The 25,596-nt window shown below is 73.0% G+C and carries 24 protein-coding genes; 15 read left to right on the top strand and 9 right to left on the bottom strand.

Annotated features, from left to right (window positions below; genetic code table 11):
• Positions 1 to 171 precede the first annotated feature (171 nt).
• On the bottom strand, positions 172 to 1,137 hold the full coding sequence (locus tag DEJ50_RS14640; RefSeq protein ID WP_150208463.1) for a hypothetical protein: 966 nt from the start codon (positions 1,135 to 1,137) through the stop codon (positions 172 to 174).
• A 108-nt stretch (positions 1,138 to 1,245) separates the two neighbouring features.
• Here DEJ50_RS14640 and DEJ50_RS14645 point away from each other — a divergent pair, with 108 nt between their 5' ends.
• The 4 genes from DEJ50_RS14645 (at position 1,246) to DEJ50_RS14660 (ending at position 8,855) form a co-directional block, all read left to right on the top strand.
• Complete coding sequence (locus tag DEJ50_RS14645) at positions 1,246 to 3,867, top strand: helicase C-terminal domain-containing protein (protein ID WP_223837757.1); 2,622 nt, start codon at positions 1,246 to 1,248, stop codon at positions 3,865 to 3,867.
• Positions 3,868 to 3,973: 106 nt separating this feature from the next.
• The gene (locus tag DEJ50_RS14650; protein ID WP_150208465.1) at positions 3,974 to 4,591 is read left to right on the top strand and encodes a DUF4291 domain-containing protein; all 618 of its coding nucleotides are present in this window, start codon (positions 3,974 to 3,976) and stop codon (positions 4,589 to 4,591) included.
• A 66-nt stretch (positions 4,592 to 4,657) separates the two neighbouring features.
• On the top strand, positions 4,658 to 7,138 hold the full coding sequence (locus tag DEJ50_RS14655) for a tetratricopeptide repeat protein (protein ID WP_150208466.1): 2,481 nt from the start codon (positions 4,658 to 4,660) through the stop codon (positions 7,136 to 7,138).
• A gap of 73 nt (positions 7,139 to 7,211) precedes the next feature.
• Complete coding sequence (locus DEJ50_RS14660; RefSeq protein WP_150208467.1) at positions 7,212 to 8,855, top strand: DNA repair helicase XPB; 1,644 nt, start codon at positions 7,212 to 7,214, stop codon at positions 8,853 to 8,855.
• Between the two features lie 66 nt (positions 8,856 to 8,921).
• On the opposite strand, the gene DEJ50_RS14665 is transcribed toward DEJ50_RS14660, so the two are convergent.
• Entirely contained in the window at positions 8,922 to 10,433 is a 1,512-nt protein-coding gene (locus DEJ50_RS14665; RefSeq protein ID WP_150208468.1) for a hypothetical protein, read from the bottom strand.
• Between the two features lie 55 nt (positions 10,434 to 10,488).
• A complete protein-coding gene (locus DEJ50_RS14670; RefSeq protein WP_150208469.1) occupies positions 10,489 to 10,674 on the bottom strand; it encodes a hypothetical protein in 186 nt (61 codons plus the stop codon).
• Between the two features lie 307 nt (positions 10,675 to 10,981).
• Between DEJ50_RS14670 and DEJ50_RS14675 the strand changes: the two genes are divergently transcribed.
• Complete coding sequence (locus DEJ50_RS14675; protein WP_150208470.1) at positions 10,982 to 13,114, top strand: HelD family protein; 2,133 nt, start codon at positions 10,982 to 10,984, stop codon at positions 13,112 to 13,114.
• Between the two features lie 39 nt (positions 13,115 to 13,153).
• Here DEJ50_RS14675 and DEJ50_RS14680 read toward each other — a convergent pair whose 3' ends face one another.
• Positions 13,154 to 14,371, bottom strand: coding sequence for a Cmx/CmrA family chloramphenicol efflux MFS transporter (locus tag DEJ50_RS14680; RefSeq protein WP_150212138.1), 1,218 nt, complete (start codon positions 14,369 to 14,371; stop codon positions 13,154 to 13,156).
• 54 nt (positions 14,372 to 14,425) lie between these two features.
• Positions 14,426 to 15,100, bottom strand: a complete 675-nt coding sequence (locus DEJ50_RS14685; protein ID WP_223837758.1) for a hypothetical protein — start codon at positions 15,098 to 15,100, stop codon at positions 14,426 to 14,428.
• 180 nt (positions 15,101 to 15,280) lie between these two features.
• Between DEJ50_RS14685 and DEJ50_RS14690 the strand changes: the two genes are divergently transcribed.
• A complete protein-coding gene (locus DEJ50_RS14690) occupies positions 15,281 to 15,967 on the top strand; it encodes a copper homeostasis protein CutC (RefSeq protein WP_150208471.1) in 687 nt (228 codons plus the stop codon).
• 37 nt (positions 15,968 to 16,004) lie between these two features.
• Here DEJ50_RS14690 and DEJ50_RS14695 read toward each other — a convergent pair whose 3' ends face one another.
• Together DEJ50_RS14695 and DEJ50_RS14700 are read right to left on the bottom strand one after the other, a co-directional pair.
• Positions 16,005 to 16,274, bottom strand: coding sequence for a DUF4031 domain-containing protein (locus DEJ50_RS14695; RefSeq protein ID WP_150208472.1), 270 nt, complete (start codon positions 16,272 to 16,274; stop codon positions 16,005 to 16,007).
• Positions 16,271 to 16,651 carry a hypothetical protein gene (locus DEJ50_RS14700; RefSeq protein ID WP_150208473.1) on the bottom strand — a complete coding sequence of 127 codons (381 nt, stop codon included), beginning with the start codon at positions 16,649 to 16,651 and terminating at the stop codon, positions 16,271 to 16,273. Before DEJ50_RS14700 ends, DEJ50_RS14695 begins: the two co-directional genes overlap by 4 nt.
• Positions 16,652 to 16,752: 101 nt before the next feature.
• On the opposite strand from DEJ50_RS14700, the gene DEJ50_RS35225 reads away from it, so the two are divergent.
• From DEJ50_RS35225 to DEJ50_RS14710, 3 genes are read left to right on the top strand one after another with little or no spacing between them, the layout of a single operon-like run.
• Complete coding sequence (locus tag DEJ50_RS35225) at positions 16,753 to 16,878, top strand: hypothetical protein (protein WP_263399198.1); 126 nt, start codon at positions 16,753 to 16,755, stop codon at positions 16,876 to 16,878.
• Positions 16,875 to 17,810, top strand: a complete 936-nt coding sequence (murQ, locus tag DEJ50_RS14705; protein WP_150208474.1) for an N-acetylmuramic acid 6-phosphate etherase — start codon at positions 16,875 to 16,877, stop codon at positions 17,808 to 17,810. The genes DEJ50_RS35225 and murQ overlap by 4 nt, the downstream gene beginning before the upstream one ends.
• A 41-nt stretch (positions 17,811 to 17,851) precedes the next feature.
• Positions 17,852 to 19,381 (top strand): PTS transporter subunit EIIC, encoded by a 1,530-nt coding sequence (locus DEJ50_RS14710; protein WP_150208475.1) that lies wholly within the window; start codon positions 17,852 to 17,854, stop codon positions 19,379 to 19,381.
• On the opposite strand, the gene DEJ50_RS14715 is transcribed toward DEJ50_RS14710, so the two are convergent.
• Positions 19,370 to 19,591: a hypothetical protein gene (locus DEJ50_RS14715; RefSeq protein ID WP_150208476.1), complete on the bottom strand. Its 222-nt coding sequence runs from the start codon at positions 19,589 to 19,591 to the stop codon at positions 19,370 to 19,372. The genes DEJ50_RS14710 and DEJ50_RS14715 overlap by 12 nt on opposite strands.
• Positions 19,592 to 19,707: 116 nt before the next feature.
• Here DEJ50_RS14715 and DEJ50_RS14720 point away from each other — a divergent pair, with 116 nt between their 5' ends.
• Together DEJ50_RS14720 and DEJ50_RS14725 are read left to right on the top strand one after the other, a co-directional pair.
• Positions 19,708 to 20,544 carry a helix-turn-helix domain-containing protein gene (locus DEJ50_RS14720; RefSeq protein ID WP_150208477.1) on the top strand — a complete coding sequence of 279 codons (837 nt, stop codon included), beginning with the start codon at positions 19,708 to 19,710 and terminating at the stop codon, positions 20,542 to 20,544.
• Positions 20,528 to 20,782, top strand: coding sequence for a DUF397 domain-containing protein (locus DEJ50_RS14725; protein WP_150208478.1), 255 nt, complete (start codon positions 20,528 to 20,530; stop codon positions 20,780 to 20,782). The genes DEJ50_RS14720 and DEJ50_RS14725 overlap by 17 nt, the downstream gene beginning before the upstream one ends.
• A gap of 12 nt (positions 20,783 to 20,794) precedes the next feature.
• On the opposite strand, the gene DEJ50_RS14730 is transcribed toward DEJ50_RS14725, so the two are convergent.
• Positions 20,795 to 21,781, bottom strand: coding sequence for a helix-turn-helix transcriptional regulator (locus DEJ50_RS14730; protein ID WP_150208479.1), 987 nt, complete (start codon positions 21,779 to 21,781; stop codon positions 20,795 to 20,797).
• A gap of 294 nt (positions 21,782 to 22,075) precedes the next feature.
• On the opposite strand from DEJ50_RS14730, the gene DEJ50_RS33930 reads away from it, so the two are divergent.
• The 4 genes from DEJ50_RS33930 to DEJ50_RS35420 all read left to right on the top strand — a co-directional run bounded on the left by DEJ50_RS33930 (position 22,076) and on the right by DEJ50_RS35420 (position 25,579).
• Entirely contained in the window at positions 22,076 to 22,234 is a 159-nt protein-coding gene (locus DEJ50_RS33930) for a hypothetical protein (protein WP_190344495.1), read from the top strand.
• Between the two features lie 5 nt (positions 22,235 to 22,239).
• Positions 22,240 to 22,527, top strand: a complete 288-nt coding sequence (locus tag DEJ50_RS14735; RefSeq protein WP_150208480.1) for a hypothetical protein — start codon at positions 22,240 to 22,242, stop codon at positions 22,525 to 22,527.
• 197 nt (positions 22,528 to 22,724) lie between these two features.
• On the top strand, positions 22,725 to 24,182 hold the full coding sequence (locus tag DEJ50_RS14740; RefSeq protein ID WP_223837759.1) for a CHAP domain-containing protein: 1,458 nt from the start codon (positions 22,725 to 22,727) through the stop codon (positions 24,180 to 24,182).
• A 104-nt stretch (positions 24,183 to 24,286) separates the two neighbouring features.
• Complete coding sequence (locus tag DEJ50_RS35420) at positions 24,287 to 25,579, top strand: transglycosylase family protein (protein WP_150208481.1); 1,293 nt, start codon at positions 24,287 to 24,289, stop codon at positions 25,577 to 25,579.
• Positions 25,580 to 25,596 lie beyond the last annotated feature (17 nt).

A 25,596-nucleotide genomic window follows, 5' to 3' on the forward strand; every position in this document is an offset into this window, starting at 1 on the left:
CAGGGCCTTGGCTGCGCCTTGCGGGCAGGTGAACTCCGGACTTCGCCCGGGGGTCCGCCCCCGGGGCCCCGTGGCTTGGCCCCGGGACCCGGCGGCAAGCCGGGGCGCAGCCCCAAGCAGGGCCGGGCGCAGCCCCGGGCACGGAACGGCGCCGCAGGGCAGCCCGGCCGGCTAGGGGCGGCGGGAACGCCACAAGAGATACAGCGCGGAAGCCAAGGCCGCGGCCCGCACAACCCACGGCAGCATGCCGGTCAGCGCCTCCCCCGCCTGCCCCTCCCCCAGCGCCTCGCCCCAGCGCCCATCCGCCCGCCCCCACACCCACAGCAGCGCGCCCCCGCACACCACCCCCGGCAGCCCGAACACCACCCACTTCCGCTCCGCGGGCCCGAGCACCCGGGACCCGTACGCAAAGAGCCAGCCGGCCGCCAGCACCAGCCACTCCCCGGTGACCACGCCCGCCACCAGCACCAGGGCCGCCAGCAGGAGGAAGACGTGCGGCTTCGGGCGGGGGCCCGCGGCCGTCTTCTGATCACGGCCATCGCGGCGGTCGCGACGGTTCCGGAGCGCCCGGACGAAGCCCGGCCGCCGCTCCGCCGCAGCCTCCTCCTCCTGCGGTTCCGGCTCCTCCTCCGTCACCGGGCCGAACAGGTCCGGCCGCTCGATCCCGCCGACGAAGCCGTCGACCTGCGGCCCGCCGCCGTACGGGGCCGGGGGGCCCACCCGCCACCAGTCCGGCTCCGACGCCGACGCCGACGCCCCCAGCTCGTCCAGCCCGGCCAGGTGCGGCGGCGCAGCCCCGGTCTGCGGAGGCGGCGGAGGCGGCGGTGCCTGGCGGCGCAGCCGCCCCGGGGCCCGCTGGGTCGGCACGCCCGGCCCGCGGTCCGATTCCCCAGCCGGTACGGAGCCCGCGCCCCCGCCCAGCGTGTCCAGTACCTCCTCCGGCGTGCCGATCCGCTCCAGGATGCGGCGCACCGCGGCAGGGGTCTCCGGGTCGTACTTGGCCCGGCGCCGGTCGATCTCGTCCCGCAGCCCGGCGACCAGCCGCATCCGGTCCCCCGACGGCAGCTGCCGGCGCTGCGCCAGATCCCCGACCCGGCTCAGGTATTCGTAGACCAGATGGTCGCTCTCGATCCCCATCCCCCGGCTCCTCCCTTCACCGCCCCGGACCCCGCCGGAGAACCCCGCCCCGACCGTAGCGCGTGCATGCGTGGAGCAGCGCGGGGCGCAGCGGATAACGTGGACCGGATGGGGGCCGGCGGGACCGGCCGAGGCGACCAGGAGGCGACCGTGCCCGAGGCAAGCACCGGAGGGACCGCGCCGCGCTCTCTCGCCGAGGCGCTGCGCGCCCGCGACGACGCGGGCCTGGCTGCGCTGTTGTCCGCCCGCCCCGACCTGCTCAGCCCGGTCCCGAACGACCTGACCCAGCTCGCCACCCGGGCCGGCACCCGCGCCTCGGTGGTCCGCGCGCTGGACCGGCTGGACCGCTTCGCCCTGCAGACGGCGGAGGCTCTGGCGGTGGCCCCGGACCCGTGCGACTACGCCACGCTCGAGGCCCTGTTGACCGGCCACCAGCCACCCGAGGACCCCGCGCCGGAGGCCACCACCGCGTCCACCGATCCCACCGGCCCCGCCACGTCCACCGACCCCACCGCGTCCTCCGACCCGACCGGCCCCGCCGACCCCACCGGCCCCACCACCCCCACCAGCCTCGTCGAGGACATCCGCGCCGCCCTCCCCCACACCCTCCACACCCTCCGCACCCAGGCCGTCGTCTGGGGCGACGACGACCGTCTCCGTCTCCTCCGCACCGCCCGCGAGCTGCTCGCCCCCTCCGCCGCCCGGCCCTCCCCGACCGGCCTCGGGCCGACCGTCGCCGAGGCCACCGCCGGGATGTCGCCCACCCGGGTCCAGGAGATCGTGGCCACCGCAGGGCTGCCCGGCACCCACGACCCGGTGTCCGCCGTCGCCGCGCTGACCGCCCTGTTCACCGACCCGGTCCGGATGTCCGCGCTGCTCGACCAGGCCCCCGCCGAGGCGCACCACGTACTGGACCGGCTGGTGTGGGGCCCGCCGTACGGGGAGGTCACCCCGCAGCCCACGCTGCCCGTGCGCTGGCTGCGCGACCGCGGGCTGCTGCTGCCCGCCTCCGCCCGGACCGTCGTACTGCCCCGCGAGGTCGCCCTGCACCTGCGCGGCGGGCGGGCGCACCGCAGGATCGAGCCGGTGCCGCCGGCGGTGCCCGCCGAGTCGCTGCACCGTCCACAGCTTGTGGACGCCAATGCCGCCGGCCAGGCGCTGGCCGCGCTGTCCGCCGTCGAAGAACTGCTGAAGTCCTGGGAGCACGGCTCCGGTCCGGCCGTCCTGCGGGCCGGCGGGCTGGCCGTACGCGATCTCAAGCGGACCGCGGTCGCCCTGGACATCGGCGAGCCCGTCGCCGCCTTCTGGATCGAACTCGCCTACGCGGCCGGCCTGCTGGCCAGCGACGGCGAGGCCGACGAACGGTACGCCCCCACCCCCGCCTACGACGACTGGACCGACCTCCCGCCCCACGAGCGCTGGGCCGTGCTCGCCCGCGCCTGGATGCCGGCCACCCGGACCGCCGGGCTGGTCGGCGAGCCGGACGCGAAGGGCCGGACCCTCTCCGCCCTCGGGCCCGACCTGGACCGGTCCGCCGCACCCGAGGTCCGCCGCCGGGTGCTGGAACTGCTCGCCGCGCTGCCCGAGGGCGGCTCGGCCGCCCCCGAGGCCCTCCTCGACCGGCTCGCCTGGGAACGTCCGGTGCACGGCACCAGCGAACTCCGGTCCCGGCTGGCCCGGTTCACCCTCGCCGAGGCGGAGCTGCTCGGGGTCACCGGCCGCGGCGCACTCGCCGGTCCCGGCCGGGCCCTCCTCGCGGGCGAGGACCCGGCCCCGCTGCTCGCCCCGCAGCTGCCCGAACCCGTCGACCACGTCCTGCTGCAGGCCGACCTCACGGCCGTGGCCCCGGGCCCGCTGCGCCGGCCGCTCGCCGAAACCCTCGGGGTGCTCGCGGTGGTGGAGTCCAAGGGCGGCGCGACCGTGTACCGGTTCACCCCGTCCTCGGTGCGGCGCGCCCTGGACGCCGGCCGTACCGCCTCCGACCTGCACGCCTTCCTCGCCGAGCACAGCCGGACCCCGGTCCCGCAGCCCCTCGCGTACCTGATCGACGACGTGGCGCGGCGGCACGGCCACGTGCGGGTGGGGGCGGCCTCCTCGTACGTACGCTGCGACGACGACTCGGTCCTGGGCGAGATCCTGGCCGACAAGCGCTCGGCCGGCCTCGGTCTGCGCCGGCTCGCCCCGACCGTACTGGCCGCCCAGGCCGATCCCGCGGGCCTGCTCGACGGGCTGCGCGCCATGGGCTACGCCCCGGCGGCCGAATCCTCCACCGGAGACGTCCTGATCACCCGCGCGGACGTCCACCGCACCCCGCCGCGCACCGCACCCGCCCCCGTGCCGGACGGCCCGCCGGTCCCGGACGCGACCCTGCTGGGCGCGGCGGTACGGGCCATCCGCGCGGGCGACGTGGCGGCCACCGCGGTCCGCAAGGAGCCCTCGGCCGGGGCTTCGGGGGCCGGCGGCCCGGCCTCGCCGGCCCGGACGCCGGGCGAACTGCCGCGCACCACCGCGGCGGAGACCCTGGCCACGGTGCAGGCGGCGGCCCTGACGGGTTCGGCGGTGTGGATCGGCTATGTGAACGCGGACGGCGCGGCCAGCCAGCGGGTGATCGCCCCGGTCCGGGTGGAGGGCGGGTTCGTCACGGGCTACGACCACACCGCCGACGAGGTCCGCACGTACGCCCTGCACCGGATCACCGGGGTCGCCGAACTGGCCGAGGACCAGGTCTGAGAACCAGGTCTGAGAACCAGGTCTGAGGACCGGGTCCGGGTCGGGCCATCCGCCGCAGGCGGAAATCGGGGTGCGGGCGGGCCCCGCCTTCCCCCAGGCTGCCCTCATGCAGGCAGCAACCCACACCACGTCCCCGGACCACCCCGCTCATCGCGAGATACGGGCCGCCCACACCGCCACCACCGTCACCGTCTACCAGGCCTACGCGCCCGCCCTCGGCCTCCCGGCCGCCCGCGACCAGCGGTTCCCCGCCGCGTGGAAGCGGGAGCGGATGACCTGGATCAAGCCGTCGTTCCTGTGGATGATGTACCGCTGCGGCTGGGCGACGAAGACCGACCAGGAGACCGTCCTGGCCGTGGAGATCACCCGCGAGGGCTTCGACCACGCCCTCGCCGGCGCCTGCCTGTCGCACTACGAACCCGGCACCCACCCCGACCGTGAGGCCTGGCAGTCCGCCCTGCGCGCCGCCCCGGCCCGGGTCCAGTGGGACCCGGAACGGGACCTGCACCTGAACCCGCTGCCGTACCGCTCCCTCCAACTGGGCCTGTCCGGCCCGGCCTCCCGCGCCTACGCGGACGAGTGGACCGTCGCCATCCGCGATGTCACCCCGCTGGCCCGGGAGATCCACGCCCTGGTCCGGGCGGGCGACGAGACCGCCGCCCGCGCCCTCCTCCCCGCCGAAACCCGGTATCCCGCGGGGCCGTTGTCCCACCTGGGCGCATAGCCGGTGGCCCGTACGCGGCACCTCGACCGGTCCTATCCTGTGGGTCCGGATCCGCAGGGGGGCAACATGACCGGCGACACGACCGGCGTCACGGGCAGCCGGAACCACCACAACGAGATCAGCGGCGGCGTCTTCCACAACGTGGTCGTGCAGGGCGGCACGGTCACACTCCAGCTCCCGCCCACCCTCACCCCCGCACTCACCGGAATGCCCTCCCCGGCAGCCACGTTCACGGGCCGCGAGAGCGAGGTGAACCTCCTGCTCGACGGGCTCCGCCCGCCCCCGCAAGGCTCCGTACGGCAGGTGGTCAGCGGGCTGGCCGGGATCGGGAAGACGGAACTGGTCCTCCAAGTCGCCCACCGGGCCCTGCAGGAAGACGGCCGGTTCCCCGGCGGGGCCCTCTTCATCGACCTGTTCGGCTACGACACCGAACGACGGGTCACCCCCGACCGGGCCCTCGGCCAGCTGCTGCGCGCCCTGGGCATCCCGGACGAGCACGTCCCCGCCGGCCTGCAGGAGCGGACCCGCCTCTACCGCTCCGTCCTCGCCTCCTACGCCGACCAGGGCCGCCGGGTGCTGCTGGTACTGGACAACGCCCGGACCGCCGAGCAGGTGGCCCCGCTGCTCTCCGGCGACCCCCGTATCCCCGCCCTGGTCACCTCCCGCCACACCCTGGCCCTCCCCGATGCCCACCTGCACGACCTTTCGGTGCTCGACGAGGCCGCCGCCGTGGAGCTGCTCGACGGAGCGCTGCGCAAGGCGCGCGGACCGGCCGAGGGCCGGGTCGCCTCCGCTCCGGACGAGGCCGCCGCCCTGGCCCGGCTGTGCGGGTTCCTCCCGCTCGCCCTGCGCATCGTGGCCGCGCTGCTCGCCGATCTGCCGCAGCGCCCGCTGTCGTCCATGACCGAGGCCCTGGAGGACAGCCGGCAGCGGCTCGGGCGGCTGTCCCGCGAGGACCTCGCCGTGCGCGCGGCCTTCGGCCTCTCGTACGAGCATCTCGGCGCCGGGCAGGCCCGGCTGTTCAGGCTGCTGCCGATCAACCCCGGCGCCGATATCGCCACCGAGGCCGCCGCCCGGCTCGCGGACACCGAGCCGTACCCGGCCGAAGAGGTGCTCCAGGACCTGGCACGCGGCCACCTGATCGAGCCGGGGGCCACGTACGGGCGCTGGCGCATGCACGACCTGATCCGCCTGTACGCCGAAGAGCTCGGCCGGGAGCAGGACCCGGAGGCGGAGCGCAGGGCGGCGCGGGGACGGCTGCACGTCCACTACCTGTCCACGGCGCGGGAGGCCGGATACCGGCTGCATTCCGACGGCCCCGCCCGGGAGGCCGCGCTGGCCTGGTTGGAGGACGAGCGCGCCAATCTGGTCGCCACCACGGTCGCCGCCGTCGGTCTGGGGTACGTGTGGGTGCCGGGCCACCTGCTCACCTCGCTGACCGGCTTCCTCTCCCGGCAGCGGTACTTCGTCGACTGGGTCATCATCGCCGCCGCGGCCCTCGACTGCGCCCGCGCGTCCGGTTCCCGGGCCGACGAGGCCCTCGCGCTGTTCGGGCTGAGCGGTCCGCTCAGGTCGCTCCGGCGATTCGACGAAGCCTGCTCGGCCCTCGAACGGGCCATCGCGTACTACCGGTCGTCCGCAGACCCTCACCTCGAAGGAAGCGCACTGGTCGATCTCGGCCTGGTCTTCCAGGAGATGCGGCGCTTCGACGACGCGGTCACCGCTCTCACCCGTGCGCTGTCCCTGCTGCGGGAGGTGGGCGACCGGCACGGAGTGGGCAAGGCACTCACCAATCTCGGCCTGGTCCACATGGACCTGCACCACTCCGACGAGGCCATCGACCTGTTCACCCAGGACATCGCCATCTGTGTGGAGCTCGGCGACCGACTCGGCGAGGCACAGACCCTCGGCAGCCTTGGCACCGTCCTGCGCCGGGAGAACCGTCTCGACGAGGCCGCCGACGCACTCACCCGCGGCCTCGCCGCCCACCGAGAGGTCGGCGACACCCATGGCGAGGCCCAGACACTGAACAACCTCGGCCTCGTCTGGCGCCGTATGGACCGCCTGGAGGAGTCGGTCGAGGCGCACACCCGCGCCATCGAGATCTTCCGTCTCACCCACGCACCGCGCAGCAAGGGCCTGGCGTTGAACAACTTGGGCCTCGCCCTGCTCACCGCCGAGCGGTTCGAGGAGGCGGTCGGCCCCCTGGAGCTCGCGATCCGGACCTTCCGCGAGATCGCCGACCGGCACCAGGAGGGCGGCGCGCTCACCAATCTGGCCAGCGTCCTGGCGAAGCTGGACCGGCCGGAGGAGGCCGTCGACGCCGCCACGCGCTCGGTGGACTGCTTGCGCGCCACGGGCGACCGGCACGGCGAGGCCGTCGCCCTGTACGGCCTCGCGCGCCACCTGGAGCAAGCCGGCCGGTCCGAGGAGGCGCTGGCAGCGCTGGCCGCCGCCGTGCCCCTGCTCCGGGAAACGAACAACCAGGACTACGCCGCCGCTGCCGAAGCCGCCCAGAACGCTCTGCGCGCGAAGCCCAGGACGTAGCGCGATACGGCAGACTGGAGGTTTGGCCGCCCACGCCCGGGGGGTCACGCCTGCCGGAAGGGATGCACGCCAGGTGAACGGTCCGCTCATCGTTCAAAGCGACAAGACGCTCCTCCTCGAAGTCGACCACGAGCTCGCAGACGCCGCGCGGCGCGCCATCGCGCCCTTCGCGGAACTGGAGCGCGCCCCGGAGCACATCCACACCTACCGGATCACCCCGCTCGGCCTGTGGAACGCCCGGGCCGCCGGGCACGACGCCGAGCAGGTGGTGGACGCGCTGGTGGAGTACTCCCGGTATCCCGTCCCGCATGCGCTGCTGGTCGACGTCGCCGAGACCATGGCCCGGTACGGGCGGCTCACCCTCTCCAAGCACCCGGTGCACGGGCTGGTGCTGACCAGCACCGACCGGCCGGTGCTCGAGGAGATCCTGCGGTCCAAGCGGATCACCCCGCTGGTCGGGGCGCGGATCGACGCCGACACCGTGGCCGTGCACCCCTCCGAGCGCGGGCAGATCAAGCAGACCCTGCTCAAGCTGGGCTGGCCGGCCGAGGACCTGGCCGGGTACGTGGACGGCGAGGCGCACCCCATCGAGCTGGCCGAGGACGGGTGGAAGCTGCGGCCCTACCAGCGGCAGGCCGTGGACGGGTTCTGGCACGGCGGGTCCGGGGTGGTCGTACTGCCCTGCGGCGCGGGCAAGACGCTGGTCGGCGCGGGCGCCATGGCCGAGGCGAAGGCGACCACGCTGATCCTGGTGACGAACACGGTGTCGGCCCGGCAGTGGAAGCACGAGCTGGTCCGGCGCACCTCCCTGACGGAGGACGAGATCGGCGAGTACAGCGGCACCCGGAAGGAGATCCGGCCGGTCACCATCGCCACCTACCAGGTCCTGACGACCAAGCGGAAGGGCATCTACCCGCACCTGGAGCTGTTCGACTCCCGGGACTGGGGCCTGATCGTCTACGACGAGGTGCACCTGCTGCCCGCGCCGGTCTTCAAGTTCACCGCCGACCTCCAGGCCCGGCGGCGGCTCGGCCTGACCGCCACCCTGGTCCGGGAGGACGGCCGGGAGTCGGACGTGTTCTCGCTGATCGGGCCGAAGCGGTTCGACGCGCCCTGGAAGGAGATCGAGGCGCAGGGCTACATCGCGCCGGCGGACTGCGTCGAGGTGCGGGTAAACCTGACCGAGAGCGAGCGGCTGGCGTACGCGACGGCCGAGACGGAGGAGAAGTACCGCTTCTGCGCGACCACCGCGACCAAGCGGAAGGTGACGGAGGCGCTGGTCCGGAAGCACCGGGGCGAACAGACGCTGGTCATCGGGCAGTACATCGACCAGCTCGATGAACTCGGCGAGCACCTGGACGCGCCCGTGATCAAGGGTGAGACCTCCAACGCGCAGCGCGAGAAGCTCTTCGACGCGTTCCGCGAGGGCGAGATCAGCGTGCTGGTCGTGTCCAAGGTCGCGAACTTCTCGATCGACTTGCCGGAGGCGACGGTCGCCATCCAGGTCTCCGGTACCTTCGGCTCCCGCCAGGAGGAGGCCCAGCGGCTCGGGCGGGTCCTGCGCCCGAAGGCGGACGGCCACGAGGCGCGGTTCTACTCGGTGGTCGCCCGCGACACCATCGACCAGGACTTCGCCGCCCACCGCCAGCGCTTCCTCGCGGAACAGGGCTACGCCTACCGGATCATGGACGCCGACGAACTGCTCAAGGAGAACTGACCGGAGCACGGGGGCCGCTACCGCGGGCCCGGGCCCGGGCCCGGCCCCCTTCGGCGCCCGGCCCGGCTACCGGTCCCGGCCCGGCTCCGGGTCGGCCTCCGGGTCGTCCGGGACGGCGTACAGCCCGGCCAGGAGCTCCGCGGCCTCCGCCTCGTCCGCGGCGGACCGCGCCTCGTCCTCCTCCCAGGCCACGTCCTGGAACAGGCCGGTCGTGCGCCACCGCGCCGGCTCCCGGTCCCAGTCGTCCTGGTCGATCCGCCCGTAGGCCAGGTCGCCCTCGCTGTAGCAGAGCCGCAGCCCCGCGCCGACCACCCGGTACCGGTCGTGTCCGGGAAACACCTCCCGGTGGAGCCACAGCCCGTCGTCCCGCTCCACCCCGCCCACGTACGCCTCGAACTCCTCGCGGAGTACGTCGTCCAGGTCGCCGGCCTGCTCCGGCCGCAGCCCGGAGACCGCGCAGACGGCCAAATTGGTCTCCTTGAGCACCGCCGCGAGGCCGGGAATGGTGAAGGTCTTCCACAGGGCGGGCTCGCGCGCCAGGAGGTGGGCGGCCAGGTCCACCGCCCGGACCCCGGACGCGTACAGCTGGGGGTGGCACACGGAGGCGATCGCCACTCCGAGGTCACGGCGGTGCTCCGGGATCACCCGCAGCAGCCGGGCCAGCACCTCGCGGTCGATCTGCCCGGGCTCCACCCGGTCCTCGTCGAAGAACAGTCCCACGGTCAGCGACTCCACCGCGTCCACCCCCTTCTGCCGGGCCCGCTGCCCGGACCCGGACCATTCGTTGCGGAAGTCGTCGTCGGACAGCCCGGCAGGGGAGCGCAGTGTCTGTCCGGTGAAGTAGTCCCACTCCGCCTGGGCCGCCGTCTGCGGCTGCCCGAAGACCAGCGCCGACAGCACCAAGGGACGACGGTCGCCGCCGGCGGCCCGGACCACCGTGCCCAGCCCGGCGAAGAGCACCGGTTCCTCGGCTGCGTTCCAGAGCGTGCCCCCGGCCGTGGACGTGGTGAGCCACACCGGATCGAAGCGGACGAGAACCCGCCGCTCACCGACCCGGAAGGACAGGTGGGGGTCCCGCGCGATGTTCCCGGTGAGCTCGGCGGGCGGGAGCTCCGGCGGGTTCGCGCACTGCGCCTCCGCCTCGAAGGAGACCAGGGTGCCCTGCGGCACCCGGTCCACCGTGTCCTCGTCCAGCGGTACGGCCTGGGTATGCCAGGTCTCGAACAGCGGTCTGAGCAGGGAGGCGAGTATCCCGGGGGCCATCCCCTGGCCCCGCAGCGGCCGGTCTCCGTGCACCCCCGCCCGGCGGGCCGCCCGCAGCACGGCCTCCCCGTCGGAGAGCATCGGCATGCGCGGCAGGTTCACGAAATCGACCTGGGAGAAGCGAGCCCGCCAGGTCCTGGCGGCATCTCTCAGCTCCTGGCCCAGTGCCTCCGCATCGAACGGGGGCTCGGCCGGCCCGGACGCCGGGGCGGCGCCCATGTGCACATGGATTCCGCCGTCGATCCGCCCGGCCTGGAAGACCGGACCGGCGACCTCGCCGGACAGGTCGTTGCTGCTTCCCCCCTCGGAACGCATGGCTCAAGGCTACTGCCCGGCAGGCGAGTTGGAACTCCCCGTGACGGGGCCGGGCTCAGCGGCGTATGACGCCTGCGTCCTCGGCGTATTCGCCCAGCAGGACCACGCCGACGGCGGTGCTGGCGAAGACCTTCGCGGCACGCAGCAGGCTGCCCACGCGGTGCCGGGGGTGGGTGTCGGAGGTGGCGGTGGCGCCGCTCGGGCGACCGCCCCGGATCGGGGTGAAGGTTGCGGTGCTCATGAATCCATGGTCCGCTTCCGGCCGGCCCCGCGCATCGGCCCTGGGGCCGAATCCCGGGCCCCGCCTTCTACGACTCCGGGCCCATGCCGGACCCGGTCCCTCTGTCCCAGGTCTGACACTCCCCGGTATGACACCCGTACGGGTCCCTGGGGGATGGCCCGGTTATCCGTTCGCGCCCCGCCGCCGCGCTGACTACAATCTCCGCTCTTGCCGCCTCCGCCGCGATCACCGGGGAGTGCCACCGTCCGGTCGGAACCGGACGGACCAGCTGGTTCAGTTCCGGTTCACGAGCAGGAGGCAGTCCCCCGTGCCCTCGCACGCCCCCGAGACCCCCGACACGACACCCGGCCCCGACTCCGACCCCGCCGCCGGCCCGCTCGGCCGGGAACGCGCTCACCTCGCCGCCTCCCGCGCCGCACTCCGCGCGATGCGCGCCGACGTCGAGTCCCTCGACATCCGCGACGTCACCGCGAACTGGGTCAACGCCATCGTCCTCCAGGCCCAGATCGACGACCGGATCAAGGCCCTCGCGGACCTCGCCCACACCCCGCTCTTCTTCGGCCGCCTCGACTACCTGCACGCACCCGGCGCGGAAGCCGCCGAAGGCGCCGAGGGCGAGCAGTTCTACATCGGCCGCCGGCACGTCCACGACGCCGAGGGCGACCCCATGGTGATCGACTGGCGCGCGCCGGTCTCCCAGCCCTTCTACCGCGCCTCCAAGGCCGACCCCCAGGACATCGCGCTGCGCCGCCGCTTCGGCTACACCGGCGGCGAGCTCACCGCGTACGAGGACGAGCACCTCTCCGACCCCGCCGAGGCGGCCTCCGTCTCCCGGCTGCTCCAGCAGGAGATCGAGCGCCCCCGCGTGGGCCCCATGCGCGACATCGTCGCCACGATCCAGCCCGAGCAGGACGAGATCGTCCGCTCCGGACTCTCCGGTTCCGTCTGCGTCCAGGGCGGCCCCGGCACCGGGAAGACCGCCGTCGGCCTGCACCGGGTCGCCTACCTGCTGTACGCGCACCGGGAGCGGCTGGCCCGCACCGGCACCCTGGTCATCGGGCCGAACCGGTCCTTCCTGCACTACATCGAGCAGGTGCTGCCGGCCCTGGGCGAGCTGGAGGTCAAGCAGGCCACCGTCGACGACCTGGTGGCGGGCGCAGGCGCCGGCACAGGCGCAGGCGCGGGCAGCGGCATCGAGGTCCGTGCCGCCGACCCCGCCGAGACCGCCGTGATCAAGGGCGACGCCCGGATGGCGGAGGTGCTGCGCCGGGCCGTCCGCTCGCATGTCACGCTCCCCACCGAGGCCCTGATGGTGGTACGCGGCTCCCGCCGCTGGCGGATCCCCGCGTACGAGCTGGAGGAGATCGTCACCGAACTCCAGAACCGCGACATCCGCTACGGCGCCGCCCGCGAGGCGCTCCCGCAGCGCATCGCGCACACCGTGCTGGTCCGGATGGAACAGGCGGGCGAGGCGCCCGACGACCGGGTCCAGGACGCGGTGGCCCGCAACGCGGCCGTGAAGGCGGCGGTCAAGGAGATCTGGCCGGCCGTGGACCCGGCGAAGCTGGTGCTGCGGCTGCTCGCCGACCCGGAGTTCCTGGCCGAGCACGCGGAGGGGGTCCTCAGCGCCGACGAGCAGAAGCTGCTGCTGTGGCCGAAGCCGTTCCGCAGCGTGAAGTCGGCGAAGTGGTCGCCGGCCGATCTGGTCCTCATCGACGAGGCCGCCGACCTGATCGAACGCACCCCGTCCCTGGGTCATGTGGTCCTCGACGAGGCGCAGGACCTGTCCCCGATGCAGTACCGCGCGGTGGGCCGCCGCTGCACCACCGGTTCGGCGACCGTCCTCGGCGACCTCGCGCAGGGCACCACCCCGTGGGCCACCCGCAGCTGGGCCGAGGCGCTCGGCCACCTGGGCAAGCCGGAGGCGGTGCTGGAGGAGCTCACGGCCGGCTTCCGGGTGCCGCGCGAGGTCATCGCGTACGCCTCCCGGCTGCTCCCGGCGATCTCGCCGGGCCTGGCGGCGGTCTCCTCGGTCCGCGAGACGCCGGGCTCGCTGCTGGTGGAGCCGGTCGCGGAGGCCTCGGAACTCACCGAGGCGGTGCTCGCCGCCTGCCGGAACTCGCTGCGCCACGAGGGCTCGATCGGCCTGATCGCCGCGGACGCCCGCATCCCGGTGCTGGCGGAAGCACTGGAGGCGGCCGGGATGGCGTACCTCTCGCCGGGCGAGGAGACCACCGCCGAGTCCCGGCTGACGCTGGTCCCTGCGTCGCTGGCCAAGGGCCTGGAGTACGACTACGTGGTCCTGGACGAGCCGGCCGCGATCGTCGACGGCGAACCGGACGAGCGCACCGGCCTCCGCCGCCTGTACGTCTGCCTCACCCGAGCCGTCTCAGGCCTCACCACCCTCCACGCAGCCCCGCTCCCGGCGGCCTTGACCTGACCGGCGCGCAGCCGAAAGAGGGCCCGCGCCCTCACCGGCCTAGGCACGGACTCCCGAGGGGTCGGCGGTGGGCACCGTCACGGATGAGCCGACCACCCGGGAGGGGAGGCTCGTACGCCGGTCCAGGCGCACCGCAGCCAGCGCCAGCCCGATCGCGGTGACCGTCATGGCCGCGCCCGCCCAGGCGGTCGCGGTGAAGCCCCAGCCCGCGTCGATGACGGTCCCGCCGAGCCACGGTCCGCCGGTGTTGCCGAGGTTGAACGCGGCCGTGGTGGTCGCCCCGGCCAGCGTCGGGGCCGCGCCCGCCACATTGAACATCCGCGCATTGAGGGCGGGCGCGGTGAAGAACGCCGAGACCCCGATCAGGAAGGACAGCCCGACCGCCGCCACCGCCGCGGAAGCCAGCAGGGCGAGCGCCGCCAGGAACACCGTGGAGCCGACGATCCCCCAGATCATCACGCCGAACAGGTGCGCGTCCGCGACCCGCCCCCCGATGGTCGTCCCGACCAGCGCGCCGATCCCGAACAGGCCGAGCACCCACGGCACCCAGCCGGACTCCAGCCCGGCCACATCGGTGAGCAGCGGGGCGAGGTAGCTGAACGCGCAGAAGACGCCGCCGGCCGCGAGCGCGGTGATGCCGATGGCCAGCCAGACCTGCCGGTCGCGGTAGATGCGCAGCTCGTGGGCGAGGGTGGGCCGCTCGGCGGGCAGCGGGATCCGCGGGACCCGGAGCAGGATGCCCACCAGGGCGACCGCGGAGGCGGCGCCGACCGCCCAGAACGCGGACCGCCAGCCGAGGTGCTCGCCGAGGAAGGCGCCGAGCGGGACGCCCAGCACGTTGGCGATCGACAGTCCGCCGATCATCACGGCCATGGCGCGGGCCCGGGCGTCGGCCGGGACCATCGCGATGGCGACGGCCGCGCCGACCGCCCAGAAGCCGGCGCAGGCCAGCGCCGAAACCACCCGGGAGGCGAAGAGGAGCTCGTACGAGGGGGCCAGCGCGCCCGCGATCTGACCGAGCCCGAACAGGCTGATCAGCGAGATCAGGGTGGTGCGGCGGGGCAGCCGCAGGGTGGCCACGGCCAGCAGCGGGGCGCCCACCACCATGCCGACGGCGAAGGCGGATATGAGCAGGCCGGCCTGCGGAATGCTGACGTCCATGTCCGCCGCGATGGGCGGCAGCAGCCCGGACAGCATGAACTCGCTGGTACCGAGTGCGAAGACGGACAGGCCGAGGATGTAGACGGCCACGGGCATACGGGGGCGTTCGGCAGCAGCGGGCATGAACTGCACCAACCGCGCCGAACGCGATCACATTCCCGCGGACTCCACCGGAGGCTCCACCAGGGTGGCCAGCTCGGCCGCGAGGTTGCGCCGGGCCGGGCCCTCCCAGTGGGCGGTCCCGTACGGCGTGTGGAAGAGCCGGGGCAGGTCCAGCAGCTGCCGGAGCACGGCGGCCCGCCCGGTCCGGAAGGCGTCCTCCGGTACGAAGCGGTACTCCTCGCGGACGGCGGCGACATACGCCGCGTACGCATCGACCCCGCCGGCCAGCACCGCGAGGTCCGCATCGCACAGCACCTCGCCGTTGGTGTCGCCGGGCGCGGGGTGGTGGGTGACCGTGAGCCGGACCAGCCGGGCCACCTCGGCGGTGCGGTCGGGGCCGATGCCGAGCTCGGGGAGGGCGCGCTCGGCGAGTGCGGCGCTGCGTTCCTCGTTCTCGGAGCGGTCGGGCCGGTAGACGGCGTCGTGGAACCAGGCGGCCAGCCGGACCGCGGCCGGGTCGGCGGCGTGGTCCGCGAGGGTGTCGACGTGCCGGAGTACGGCGTCCAGGTGCGCGGTGGTGTGGTACCGGCGCTGCGGTTCCGCCCAGGCGGCCAGGAGCCGGGCGGCATAGGGGGCGGGGTCCCGCCGGGCGCCCGCCTCGGTGGCGGTGGCGTGCCAGGCGTCCGCCAGCCTCTGCTCGCGCTGCGCGATGTCGGTGTCCATGAGGTCATTGTGCTGTGGCGGTGTGGGCTGGTTGAGGGGCGGATGTGGGGGTGGCGTGATTGTGCTGGTGAACCGCTGCCGGAGACCCGTACCCTGGATATTGGACTAGACCTCTTGGTCGGGTCGGTCGGACCTGTCAGACGCAGTTTCCCTACAGCAGCTTCCGGAGGATGAGGTCACATGACGAACCGTGCAGTCCTGGAGGTGATCGCCCTCAACGCCGAGGACGCGATCGCCGCCCAGGCCGGTGGAGCGGACCGCCTGGAACTGGTCACCGACATGGCGGCGGACGGGCTGACCCCGCCGCGGGAGACCTTCGCAGCGATCCGCGCGGCCGTGGACATCCCGCTGCGCGTCATGCTCCGGAAGACCGACGGCTTCGCCGCCGGCGATGTGTCCGCACTGGTCGCGGAGGCCCGGGCGCTGCGCGCGGAGGGCGCGGAGGAGTTCGTCCTCGGCTTCCTGCTGCCGGACGGCACCCCCGACCTGGCCGCGGTCGAAGCGGTCGTCGCCGAGCTGGCGGGCTGCCGCTGGACCTTCCACCGGGCCATCGACCGGGCCGCCGACCGCGACCAGCTCCGCAAGGCCCTGGCGGACCTGCCCGGCCTGGACACCTACCTGACCGCGGGCGCGGCCGAGGGCGTGGACGCCGGCCTGCCGGTCCTGCTCGCCGAGGCCGCCCGCCGCGGCGAGCCCGGCTACCGGGCGCAGCTCCTGGTGGGCGGCGGCCTCACCCTGGACCACCTCCCGACCCTGCGTGCGGCCGGCATCGACGCCTTCCACATCGGCAGCGCGGCCCGCCCCCGGGGCTGGCACCACCCGGTCTCGGCGAACGCCGTCGCAGAGTGGCGCGCGGCCCTGTCGTAGCCCCACCGTCCGGAACCGCGCTGCGACGAACGGATGATCAGGCGGAGGGGCGGTGCTTCGGGCGGCGGAGGCCTGCTGCGGTCAGGCGGCGGACCAGTTCCTTGCTGCCGATCTCGACCGCGCCGGCCGCCACCGCATCGGCGTACCGCTCCGACGGCACGTCGTAGTGGTCCCGCTCGAAGGCCCGCGGCGGGCAGCCGATGGACGCGGCGAAGGCGTGCAGCTCCTCGTACGAGACGTCGCTGACCAGGTGCGACCACATCCGGCCGTGTCCCGGCCAGGTGGGCGGGTCGATGTACAGCGTCACTCGGCGAACCCGCGCAGGACCGGCCCGAGCGCGCCGACGGACGCCACCTTCACGCCTGCCTTCCCGCACACCCAGTGCGGGTCCGGCCCCAACTCGGGTTCCACGTCCAGCGCGTGCGGATCGCCGTGCTCACAGACCGGGCACAGCGGCCAGCGGCCGTGCTTCTCCAGCAGGGCGTCCTGTACGTCCTGGGCAACGAGTCCGGGAAGGAAATCGACCCCCTCCGGCCACTGCTCCACCCACCAGCGGCGGTGCACGACCGAATCCTCGACAAGGGAGACGACATCGGCCTCGGCGACCTCGCCCGCGACGAGATCGGCGAGTACAAGAGCGCGGGCGGCATGAAGCGCCTGTTCCAGAGGGGTCGCGTGGTCCATGGGCCCATTGTGACCCCGGGTCCCCCATGTGGTGAAGGTCCGTTTCGAACGCTCCCGAATGGCGCCTTGACCCCGGCCGGGCCCGAAAATAGCTTTCACGCGTGATCAGCAGCCAGCAGGAACCCTTCAGCGGCGACAGCAACGGCGACGGCAACGGCAACGGCAACAGCGACGACGACCGCAGCCACAGCCGCTGCGCTGCGCAGGCCGGCCCCCGCCGCCCATGACCGCGTACGCCGCCCTCCGCGCCCAGCTCGACGCCCTCGCCACCGAGGCCTTCCGCCCCGAACTCGCCGAGATCGACCGGCTCCCCACCCTCGACATCGCCCGCACCATGAACGCCGAGGACGGCACCGTCCCGGCCGCCGTGGCCGCACAGCTGCCCCGGATCGCCGCCGCCATCGACGCCATCGCCGCCCGTATGGCCCGCGGCGGCCGACTGGTCTACGCGGGCGCCGGTACGGCCGGCCGGCTCGGCGTACTCGATGCCAGCGAATGCCCGCCCACCTTCAACACCGACCCCTCCCAGGTGCTCGGCCTGATCGCGGGCGGCCCCACCGCCATGGTCAAGGCCGTCGAGGGCGCAGAGGACTCCAAAGAGCTGGCGGAGGCCGACCTCACCGCGCTCGGCCTCACCGAAGCCGACACCGTCGTCGGCATCTCCGCCTCCGGCCGCACCCCGTACGCCATCGGAGCCGTCGAATCCGCCCGCACCCGCGGCGCGCTCACCGTCGGCCTGTCCTGCAACCCCGGCTCCGCGCTCGCCGCCGCCGCGGACCACGGCATCGAGGTGGTCACCGGCCCGGAACTCCTCACCGGATCGACCCGGTTGAAGGCCGGCACCGCCCAGAAGCTCGTCCTCAACATGATCTCGACGATCACGATGATCCGCCTGGGCAAGACCTACGGAAACCTGATGGTCGACGTCCGCGCCTCCAACGAGAAGCTGCGCGCCCGCTCCCGCCGCATCGTCGCGCTCGCGACGGGCGCCCCGGACGCGGAGATCGAGGCCGCACTGACCGCCACCGGCGGCGAGGTCAAGGACGCCGTCCTCGTCCTCCTCGGCGGCGTCGACGGCCCGACCGCCGCCCGCCTGCTCACGGAATCCCGCGGCCACCTCCGCGAAGCCATCGCCCTCGCCCTGGCCCCGGCCCCCTGACCCGCCCGCCCGCACGCACCCCCGAGCAAGGCGACCCCTCCATGGCTACAGACAAGAACCGCGCCACCGCCTCCGCGATCCTCCCTCTCGTCGGCGGCCCGGACAACATCACCTCGATCGCGCACTGCATGACCCGCCTGCGCATCGGCCTGCGCGACCGGGCCCTGGTCCAGGACGCGGCCCTCAGGGCGGTGCCCGGGGTGCTGGGCGTGGTCGAGGACGACACGTACCAGATCGTGCTCGGCCCGGGTGCCGTCGCCCGGGTCACCCCCGAGTTCGAGGCCCTGGTCGCCGAGGAACGCACCGCAACCCCGTCACCGTCACCGTCACCGTCACCCGCGTCGGCGCCGGCGCCGGCCGCAGCCCCGCCCCCGGTAACCGCCGGCGAACTGGCCGACCGGGGCGCGGCGCTGAAGGCGGCCCGGAAGGAGCGGAACGCCACCCCCGTCAAACTGTTCCTCCGCCGGATCGCGAACATCTTCGTCCCGCTGATCCCCGCCCTGATCGGCTGCGGCATCATCGCCGGGCTGGGCGGCCTCCTCGCCAACCTCGGCGCACTGCCCACCGTCGTCCCGGCGCTCGCCGCCATCGCCTCCGGCTTCATGTCCCTGATCGCGGTGTTCGTCGGCTACAACACCGCGAAGGAGTTCGGCGGCACCCCGATTCTCGGCGGTGCGGTCGCCTCGATCATCGTCTTCCCGGGCGTCGCAAAGGTCACCGCCTTCGGCCTGGCCCTCTCCCCCGGCCAGGGCGGCGTCCTCGGCGCCCTCTGCGCGGCCTTCCTCGCCGTACGGGTCGAGAAGTGGTGCCACCGTCGGGTACCGGAAGCCCTCGACGTCCTGCTGACCCCCACCCTCACCGTCCTGGTCTCCGGCCTGATCACCCTCTTCGGCCTGATGTTCCTCGCGGGCGAGGTCTCCGCAGCCATCGGCCGCTGCGCCGACTGGCTGCTCGCCACCGGCGGCGCCTTCGCCGGCCTGGTCCTCGGCGGCCTGTTCCTCCCGCTGGTGATGCTCGGCCTGCACCAGGCGCTCATCCCCATCCACACCACCCTGATCGAGCAGTCCGGCCACACCGTCCTCCTCCCGATCCTCGCCATGGCGGGCGCCGGCCAGGTGGGCGCCGCGTTCGCCGTCTACCTCCGCCTCCCCCACAACGGCTCCCTCCGCACCACCATCAAGTCGGCCCTCCCGGCCGGCTTCCTGGGCGTCGGCGAACCCCTCATCTACGGCGTCTCGCTCCCCCTCGGCCGCCCGTTCGTCACCGCCTGCGCGGGCGGCGCGGCGGGCGGCGCGTTCGTGGGCCTCTTCAGCCAGCTGGGCGTCACCTTCGGCTCCACGGCCATCGGCCCCTCGGGCTGGGCCCTCTTCCCCCTGCTCGACGGCACCTCGGGCCTGGGCACAGCCGTCGCCATCTACGCCGGCGGGCTGCTGACCGGCTACCTGGCCGGCTTCGCAGCCACGTACTTCTTCGGCTTCACGAAGCCGATGCTCGCCGAACTGAACCGGTCCGCCACCGCTCCGGACCCGACCAGCCCGCAACCGGCCGACACCCCGGCCCTATCGCGCTGACTCCCGCTCGTGGAGGACGGCGGCCAGCCGGAGCGCGGTGTCCAGGTTGCAGCGGCCGAGGTCGACCAGCGGCAGCCCGTACGTACCGGCTGCCGACACCTGGTCCACCCCCAGCGACGGGAACACCACCCCGACCCCGTCCAGCGCCGTCTTCAGCTGCACCACGGCCTCCTCGGCCGCCTGAACCCGCTCGTTCGGCGTGAGCACCATCGCCGCGCCACCTTTCCACTCTGCGTATCCGACTTCTGCACACAGCGTGGCGATCGGCTCGCTAGCCTTGCAAGGACGGCCACGAAACAACCGCACCTGTTGGCCTGGGAGTTGCCATGGCAAGCAAGAACCTGGACCCCTCCTCCTCACCACGCGCCCTGCTCGGCTCCGAGCTGCGGGTCGCCCGCGAGCGCGCCGGGAAGAGCCAGGCCGAGCTCGGCGAACCGCTCTTCGTCAGCGGCTCGTTCATCGGCCAGCTCGAAGCGGGCACCCGCCGGATGCACCTCGACCTCGCCCGCCAGATAGACGAGATCCTCGACACGGGCGGCTTCTTCGCCCGCAACTGCGGCGCCGCCGCGAAGTCGAAGTACCCGGACCACTTCGCTGCGGCGGCGGAGGCGGAAGCCTTGGCGAAGGCAATCCGCGAGTACGCGCCGCTGATCATCCCGGGGCTGCTGCAGACGGAGGCGTACGCGCGGGAAGTGTTCCGCGCGGGGCATCCGACCGCCCCGGACGAGACCATCGACGAGCTGGTCACCAACCGACTCGCTCGCGCCGCCCTCCTCAGTGATCCAACAACACCCCTGTTGTGGTGCGTGCTTGACGAAGCGGTCTTGCGGCGAGCGGGCGACACGAAGGCGGTCATGGCCGAGGCCCTGCGTCATATCGCAGGACTGATCCGGGCCCGCCGGATCATCGTTCAGGTGCTTCCGTTCAGCGCAGGCTTCCACGCGGCAATGGAGGGATCCCTCAAGCTGATGTCTTTTGAGGACGCTCCGTCCCTCGCCTACGTCCAAGGCATGGGAACAGGCCAGCTCTTCGATGATCCGGCCACAGTCACGCACCACTCGCTGACCTACGATCTGCTCACGGCCAACGCTCTCTCACCACGCAAGTCGCTGGCCTTGATCGAGTCCGTGGCGGAGGATTACGAGCATGACGAGCACGCCTGAGTACGACCTCTCGGCAGCCACTTGGCACAAGTCCAGCTACAGCGGCGCAAGCGGCGGCGACTGCCTGGAGGTCGCCACCTGGCGGAAGTCCACCCACAGCGACGCCACCGGCGGCGACTGCGTCGAAGTGGCCGACGGCCACCCCGACATCGTCCCCGTCCGAGACTCCAAGCGCCCCGACGGCCCCCACCTCACCTTCCAGGCCACCGCCTGGACCGCCTTCGTCACCAGCCTCTGACCGGGGGCGGGGCTACAGCCAGCCCCGCTGGGCCGCCTTGAGGCCCGCCTCGAAGCGGCTGGACGCGCCGAGGCGTTCCATCAGGGCGGCCATCTGGCGGCGTACGGTGCGCAGGGACAGGCCCAGGCGCTTGCCCGCCGCCTCGTCGGTCAGCCCGCCGGCCAGCAGGTTGAGGAGTTCCTTCTCGCCCGGGGTCAGTCCGGTCCCGGTCTCCTGGGTCTGGTCTGCGCCGAGCGGGACGGCGGTGTGCCAGGTCTGGTCGAAGAGGGCGGTCATCGTGGCGACGATGCCCGGTTCCCGGGTGCACAGTGCGCCCAGCTTGGTGTTGGCCGGGTCGACGGGTACGACCGCGACCTCCCGGTCGAAGACCAGCAGGCGGGGCGGCAGCACCGGGCAGGTGCGGACCAAACCGCCCTCCTGTGTCATCCACCGGGCGTAGGCGAGGGTGGCGGGATCGTTCCTGACGCTGTCCTGGTAGAGGGTCAGGAGAGAGATCCCGCGGGCCATCGCGTCCTCGTCCAGCGGACGCGACGCGTCGAGACTGGCCTGCGACTGCGCGCCGCCCGGCATCACGGACAGGCACTCGCGGGAGACCTCCTTCGCGAGCACCTCCAGCTTGGTCTGGATCGCGTCGAGTCCGACGAGCCGTTCCGTGTTGTCGACCGTGGTGTTCGGCTGGAGATCGGCGTACTCGGCGACCGCACGCGCCGCCGCGGCCCTGCTCCGCGCGAGCTCCTGCTGGCGGCGCAAAAGCTCCTCTTCCTGCCGGCGCAGGATCAGCTCCAGGCCCACTTCCGGACTGACCGCCCGCATCGCACCGGGGATGTCCCGCGAGGCCCGCAGGAGTTCCAGATCGGCGAGCTCGTCCAGGGCGGTCCGGACGGCCGACTCGGGCAGCGACAACCGTTCGCAGATGTCGCTCACACCGCTCAGCGGATCGGCGAGCATCTCCCGGTAGACCGCTTCAGACGTGACAGCCAAACCCAGTGTGACCAGCATTTTTCTCAGTCCCCCGACCGATCTGCATGTTCCCCGTACGTGCCTGGCGATCATCGCAGGCCGGTCGCGCGGGTAGCAACCAAGAGGGGTCCGAGAGCCCGGATTGGCACCAAGGTGCCAGGCCGTTTGGTGCCATCCCGAAACCCTTCCGGGCTGTTCCGGACCCGAGCAAGATGGTGCTCACCGGAACGGCGGCGGGGTTCAAACCCCCGGCCAGGCCCCAGAGATGAGGCCGGAAGAACGCCCGCCCGACTGTCCTGAAATCACCCTTCTCACCGAACCGGGGGCACAGCCATGTCCAAAACCTCTCGCCGCCTCACCACCGCGATCTTCTCCACCCTGCTGGGCGGTGCCCTCTACATCAACACGGGCATCGGCTGGGACGTGGCTCCCGCCTCCGCGGCCCCCGCGCCGCACGGTTCCGTCGTCAGCAACGGCATCGGCTGGGACTGACCGGCATGCTCCTCGTCCACTTGCCCCTGACCCGCATTACGGGGGGGCCGGGCACGGAGAGCGAAGCCTGTCTCCTCCAGGACACCCTGTGGGCGCACGCCGGCCCGCAGCACGCACTGGAACACGTCCGGGTCCGTGCCGCACGGCAGGGAATCGACGTCGTCCTGTTCATCCGGGCCCTGACCAATGCCGATGCCCGGTCCAAAGCTTCCGCCCTGCTCGCGCAGGTGCTCCGGTCAGGAGCCGCAGACGGCTACTCCGTCGCCGCCGCTGACCTGAAGAAAACGGCCTGAGAGCCGCTCCTCCCCCCCTTCCGGCAGGCCCCTGCCGGGCACCCCCGCCGACCGCTGCTCCTGCAGGGCAGCTGTCCAGGACCGGGTGACCCGACACCGCGCCGCCGTCCGCGGCTCCACGCCGCAACCCGCATCCCGAATCCCGAATCCTTCTCGGCCCTGCTGCCTTGGGCCGTCATGCCTTCTTGGAGTGCACCGTGTCCGTTCGTCGTACCTCCCGCCACAAGCTGACCACCGTCGTCGCCACCTTCATCGCCGCGCCGCTGCTCGCCATGGCCGTCCCCTCCTCCCTCGCCCACGCCGACGCCCCCTCCGTGGCGTCCATTGCCCGCGGCGAGGTCGGCGGCACCTGCAGCGACTACAACTGCCAGCACCCGTCCGCCTGGTGCGCCGAGTTCACCCGCTGGGTGTGGAAGAAGGCCGGCGCCGATGTCTCGGGCATCGACCCCCGGGCCTGGAGCCTGTACCAGTACGGCAAGAACAAGGGCACGCTGCACAGCACCCCGCAGGTCGGTGACGCCGTGCTGTACGACAACGACGGCAGCCTCAACGACGGCGAGGCCAACCACGTGAACATCGTGGTGGGCGTCGACGGCGACAACATCCAGACGGTCGGCGGCAACGAGAGCGGCGGTGTCCGCTTCCGCGGCTGGTTCAACTGGCGCACCCACTCCAACCCGCTGAACGCCGGCCGCGTCATGGCCTTCATCGGCCCGTCCGGCCTGTCCGAGGCGCCCTCCACCCCGGTCAGCAAGGCCGGCGACGTCTTCCACGCCACCCGCCTGGCCGACGGCAACTGGGAGTCCTTCGAGGCGCTGAACGGCTTCGACGGCGCCGCGTTCTTCAACGCCCAGCAGCAGTCGATCGCTTCGACGCCGGACGGCTCGACGCAGTCGCTGGCGACCGGCAACGACGGCAACCTCTACCACACCGCCCGCTACACGGACCGCACCTGGACGGGCTGGCAGCCGCTGGGTGGCTTCGACGGTGCGGCCCAGTTCGGGGCCAAGGGCCAGGCGATCGCCGGTATGGCCAACGGCGACGCCCAGGTCATGGCCATCGGCAAGAACGGCGGGATCTTCCACAACACCCGCCTGGTCAGCGGCTCCTGGACCGGCTGGACCCAGGTCAGCACCTGGGACGCCAAGAAGATCGCCGCAGCCCCCCTGCCCGACGGCACCCTCCAGGTCCTCATCACCGGCAACGACGGCAACGTCTACCACACCATCCGCAAGACCGACGGCACCTGGCAGTCCTTCAACGCCGTCGCCGGCACCGGCACCAACACCACCTTCCAGGCCAACAACATCGCCATCGCCGGACTCCCCAACGGCAGCACCCAGCTCCTCGCCACCACCACCGACAACACCGTCCACCACAACATCCGCAACGCCGACGGCACCTGGCAGGGCTGGGCCAAGACCGACGGATTCGGCGGCGCCCCCACCTTCGCCGCCACCAGCATCGCCATCACCGGCATGCCCTCCGGCGACACCCAGATCCTCGCCGTCGGCAACGACGGCAAGACCTACCACTCCGCCCGCTACAACAACGGCACCTGGCAGGGCTGGTGGAACACCGGCATGGGCGCCCAGAAGGTCGCCATCACCGGCCTCACCAACGGCGACGCCCAGATGCTCGTCACCCGCAACTAACCAGCACCCCGCAGTCCCCAACCGGCCGGCCCACCCCGCAGTGGGCCGGCCGGCCCCAGCCCCGCTCCTCGCCGTCGCCCGTTGTGAATGAGAAGAGACCTCCGATGCCCTCCCGTACCACTCGCCTCTCCCGCCTGACCGCCGTCACCGCGACCGCCCTGGCCGCCGTCACCCTGTCGACCCTCTCGGCCGGCACCGCGACCGCCGCCTCGGTCGCGACCTGGGACAAGGTGGCTCAGTGCGAGAGCACCGGGAACTGGAGCATCAACACCGGAAACACCTACTACGGCGGGCTGCAGATCCTGAAGAGCACCTGGGACGCGTTCGGCGGCAAGAACTACGCGGCCTACCCCCACCAGGCGACGAAGAAGGAACAGATCCTCGTCGCCGAGAAGATCCTCGCCGGGCAGGGCCCCGGGGCGTGGGGCGGCTGCGCGGTGAAGGCGGGCCTGGCCTACGACGACGCGGACCCGTACCCGGCCGCTCCCACCAGCAAGGCGGGGGACTTCTACCACTCCACGCGTCTGGCGGACGGCTCGTGGACGGCGTTCAACCCGCTCTCCGGCTTCGACGGTGCGCCGTTCTTCAACGGTTCGCAGCAGTCGATCGCATCGACCCCGGACGGCTCGACCCAGGTCCTGGGCACGGGCAACGACGGCAACGTCTACCACGCGGCCCGGTACAGCAGCGGTACGTGGACGGGCTGGCAGGCACTCCCCGGCTTCGACGGTGCGGCGCAGTTCGGGGCCAAGGGCCAGGCGATCGCCGGTATGGCCAACGGCGACGCCCAGGTCATGGCCATCGGCAAGAACGGCGGGATCTTCCACAACACCCGCCTGGTCAGCGGCTCCTGGACCGGCTGGACCCAGGTCAGCACCTGGGACGCCAAGAAGATCGCCGCCGCCCCCCTGCCCGACGGCACCCTCCAGGTCCTCATCACCGGCAACGACGGCAACGTCTACCACACCATCCGCAAGACCGACGGCACCTGGCAGTCCTTCAACGCCGTCGCCGGCACCGGCACCAACACCACCTTCCAGGCCAACAACATCGCCATCGCCGGCCTCCCCAACGGCAGCACCCAGCTCCTCGCCACCACCACCGACAACACCGTCCACCACAACATCCGCAACGCCGACGGCACCTGGCAGGGCTGGGCCAAGACCGACGGATTCGGCGGCGCCCCCACCTTCGCCGCCACCAGCATCGCCATCACCGGCATGCCCTCCGGCGACACCCAGATCCTCGCCGTCGGCAACGACGGCAAGACCTACCACTCCGCCCGCTACAACAACGGCACCTGGCAGGGCTGGTGGAACACCGGCATGGGCGCCCAGAAGGTCGCCATCACCGGCCTCACCAACGGCGACGCCCAGATGCTCGTCACCCGCAACTGACCCCGCCCCACCCGAAG

Origin of the sequence: Streptomyces venezuelae, assembly GCF_008642295.1 — a bacterium.
Lineage (GTDB): Bacteria > Actinomycetota > Actinomycetes > Streptomycetales > Streptomycetaceae > Streptomyces > Streptomyces venezuelae_C.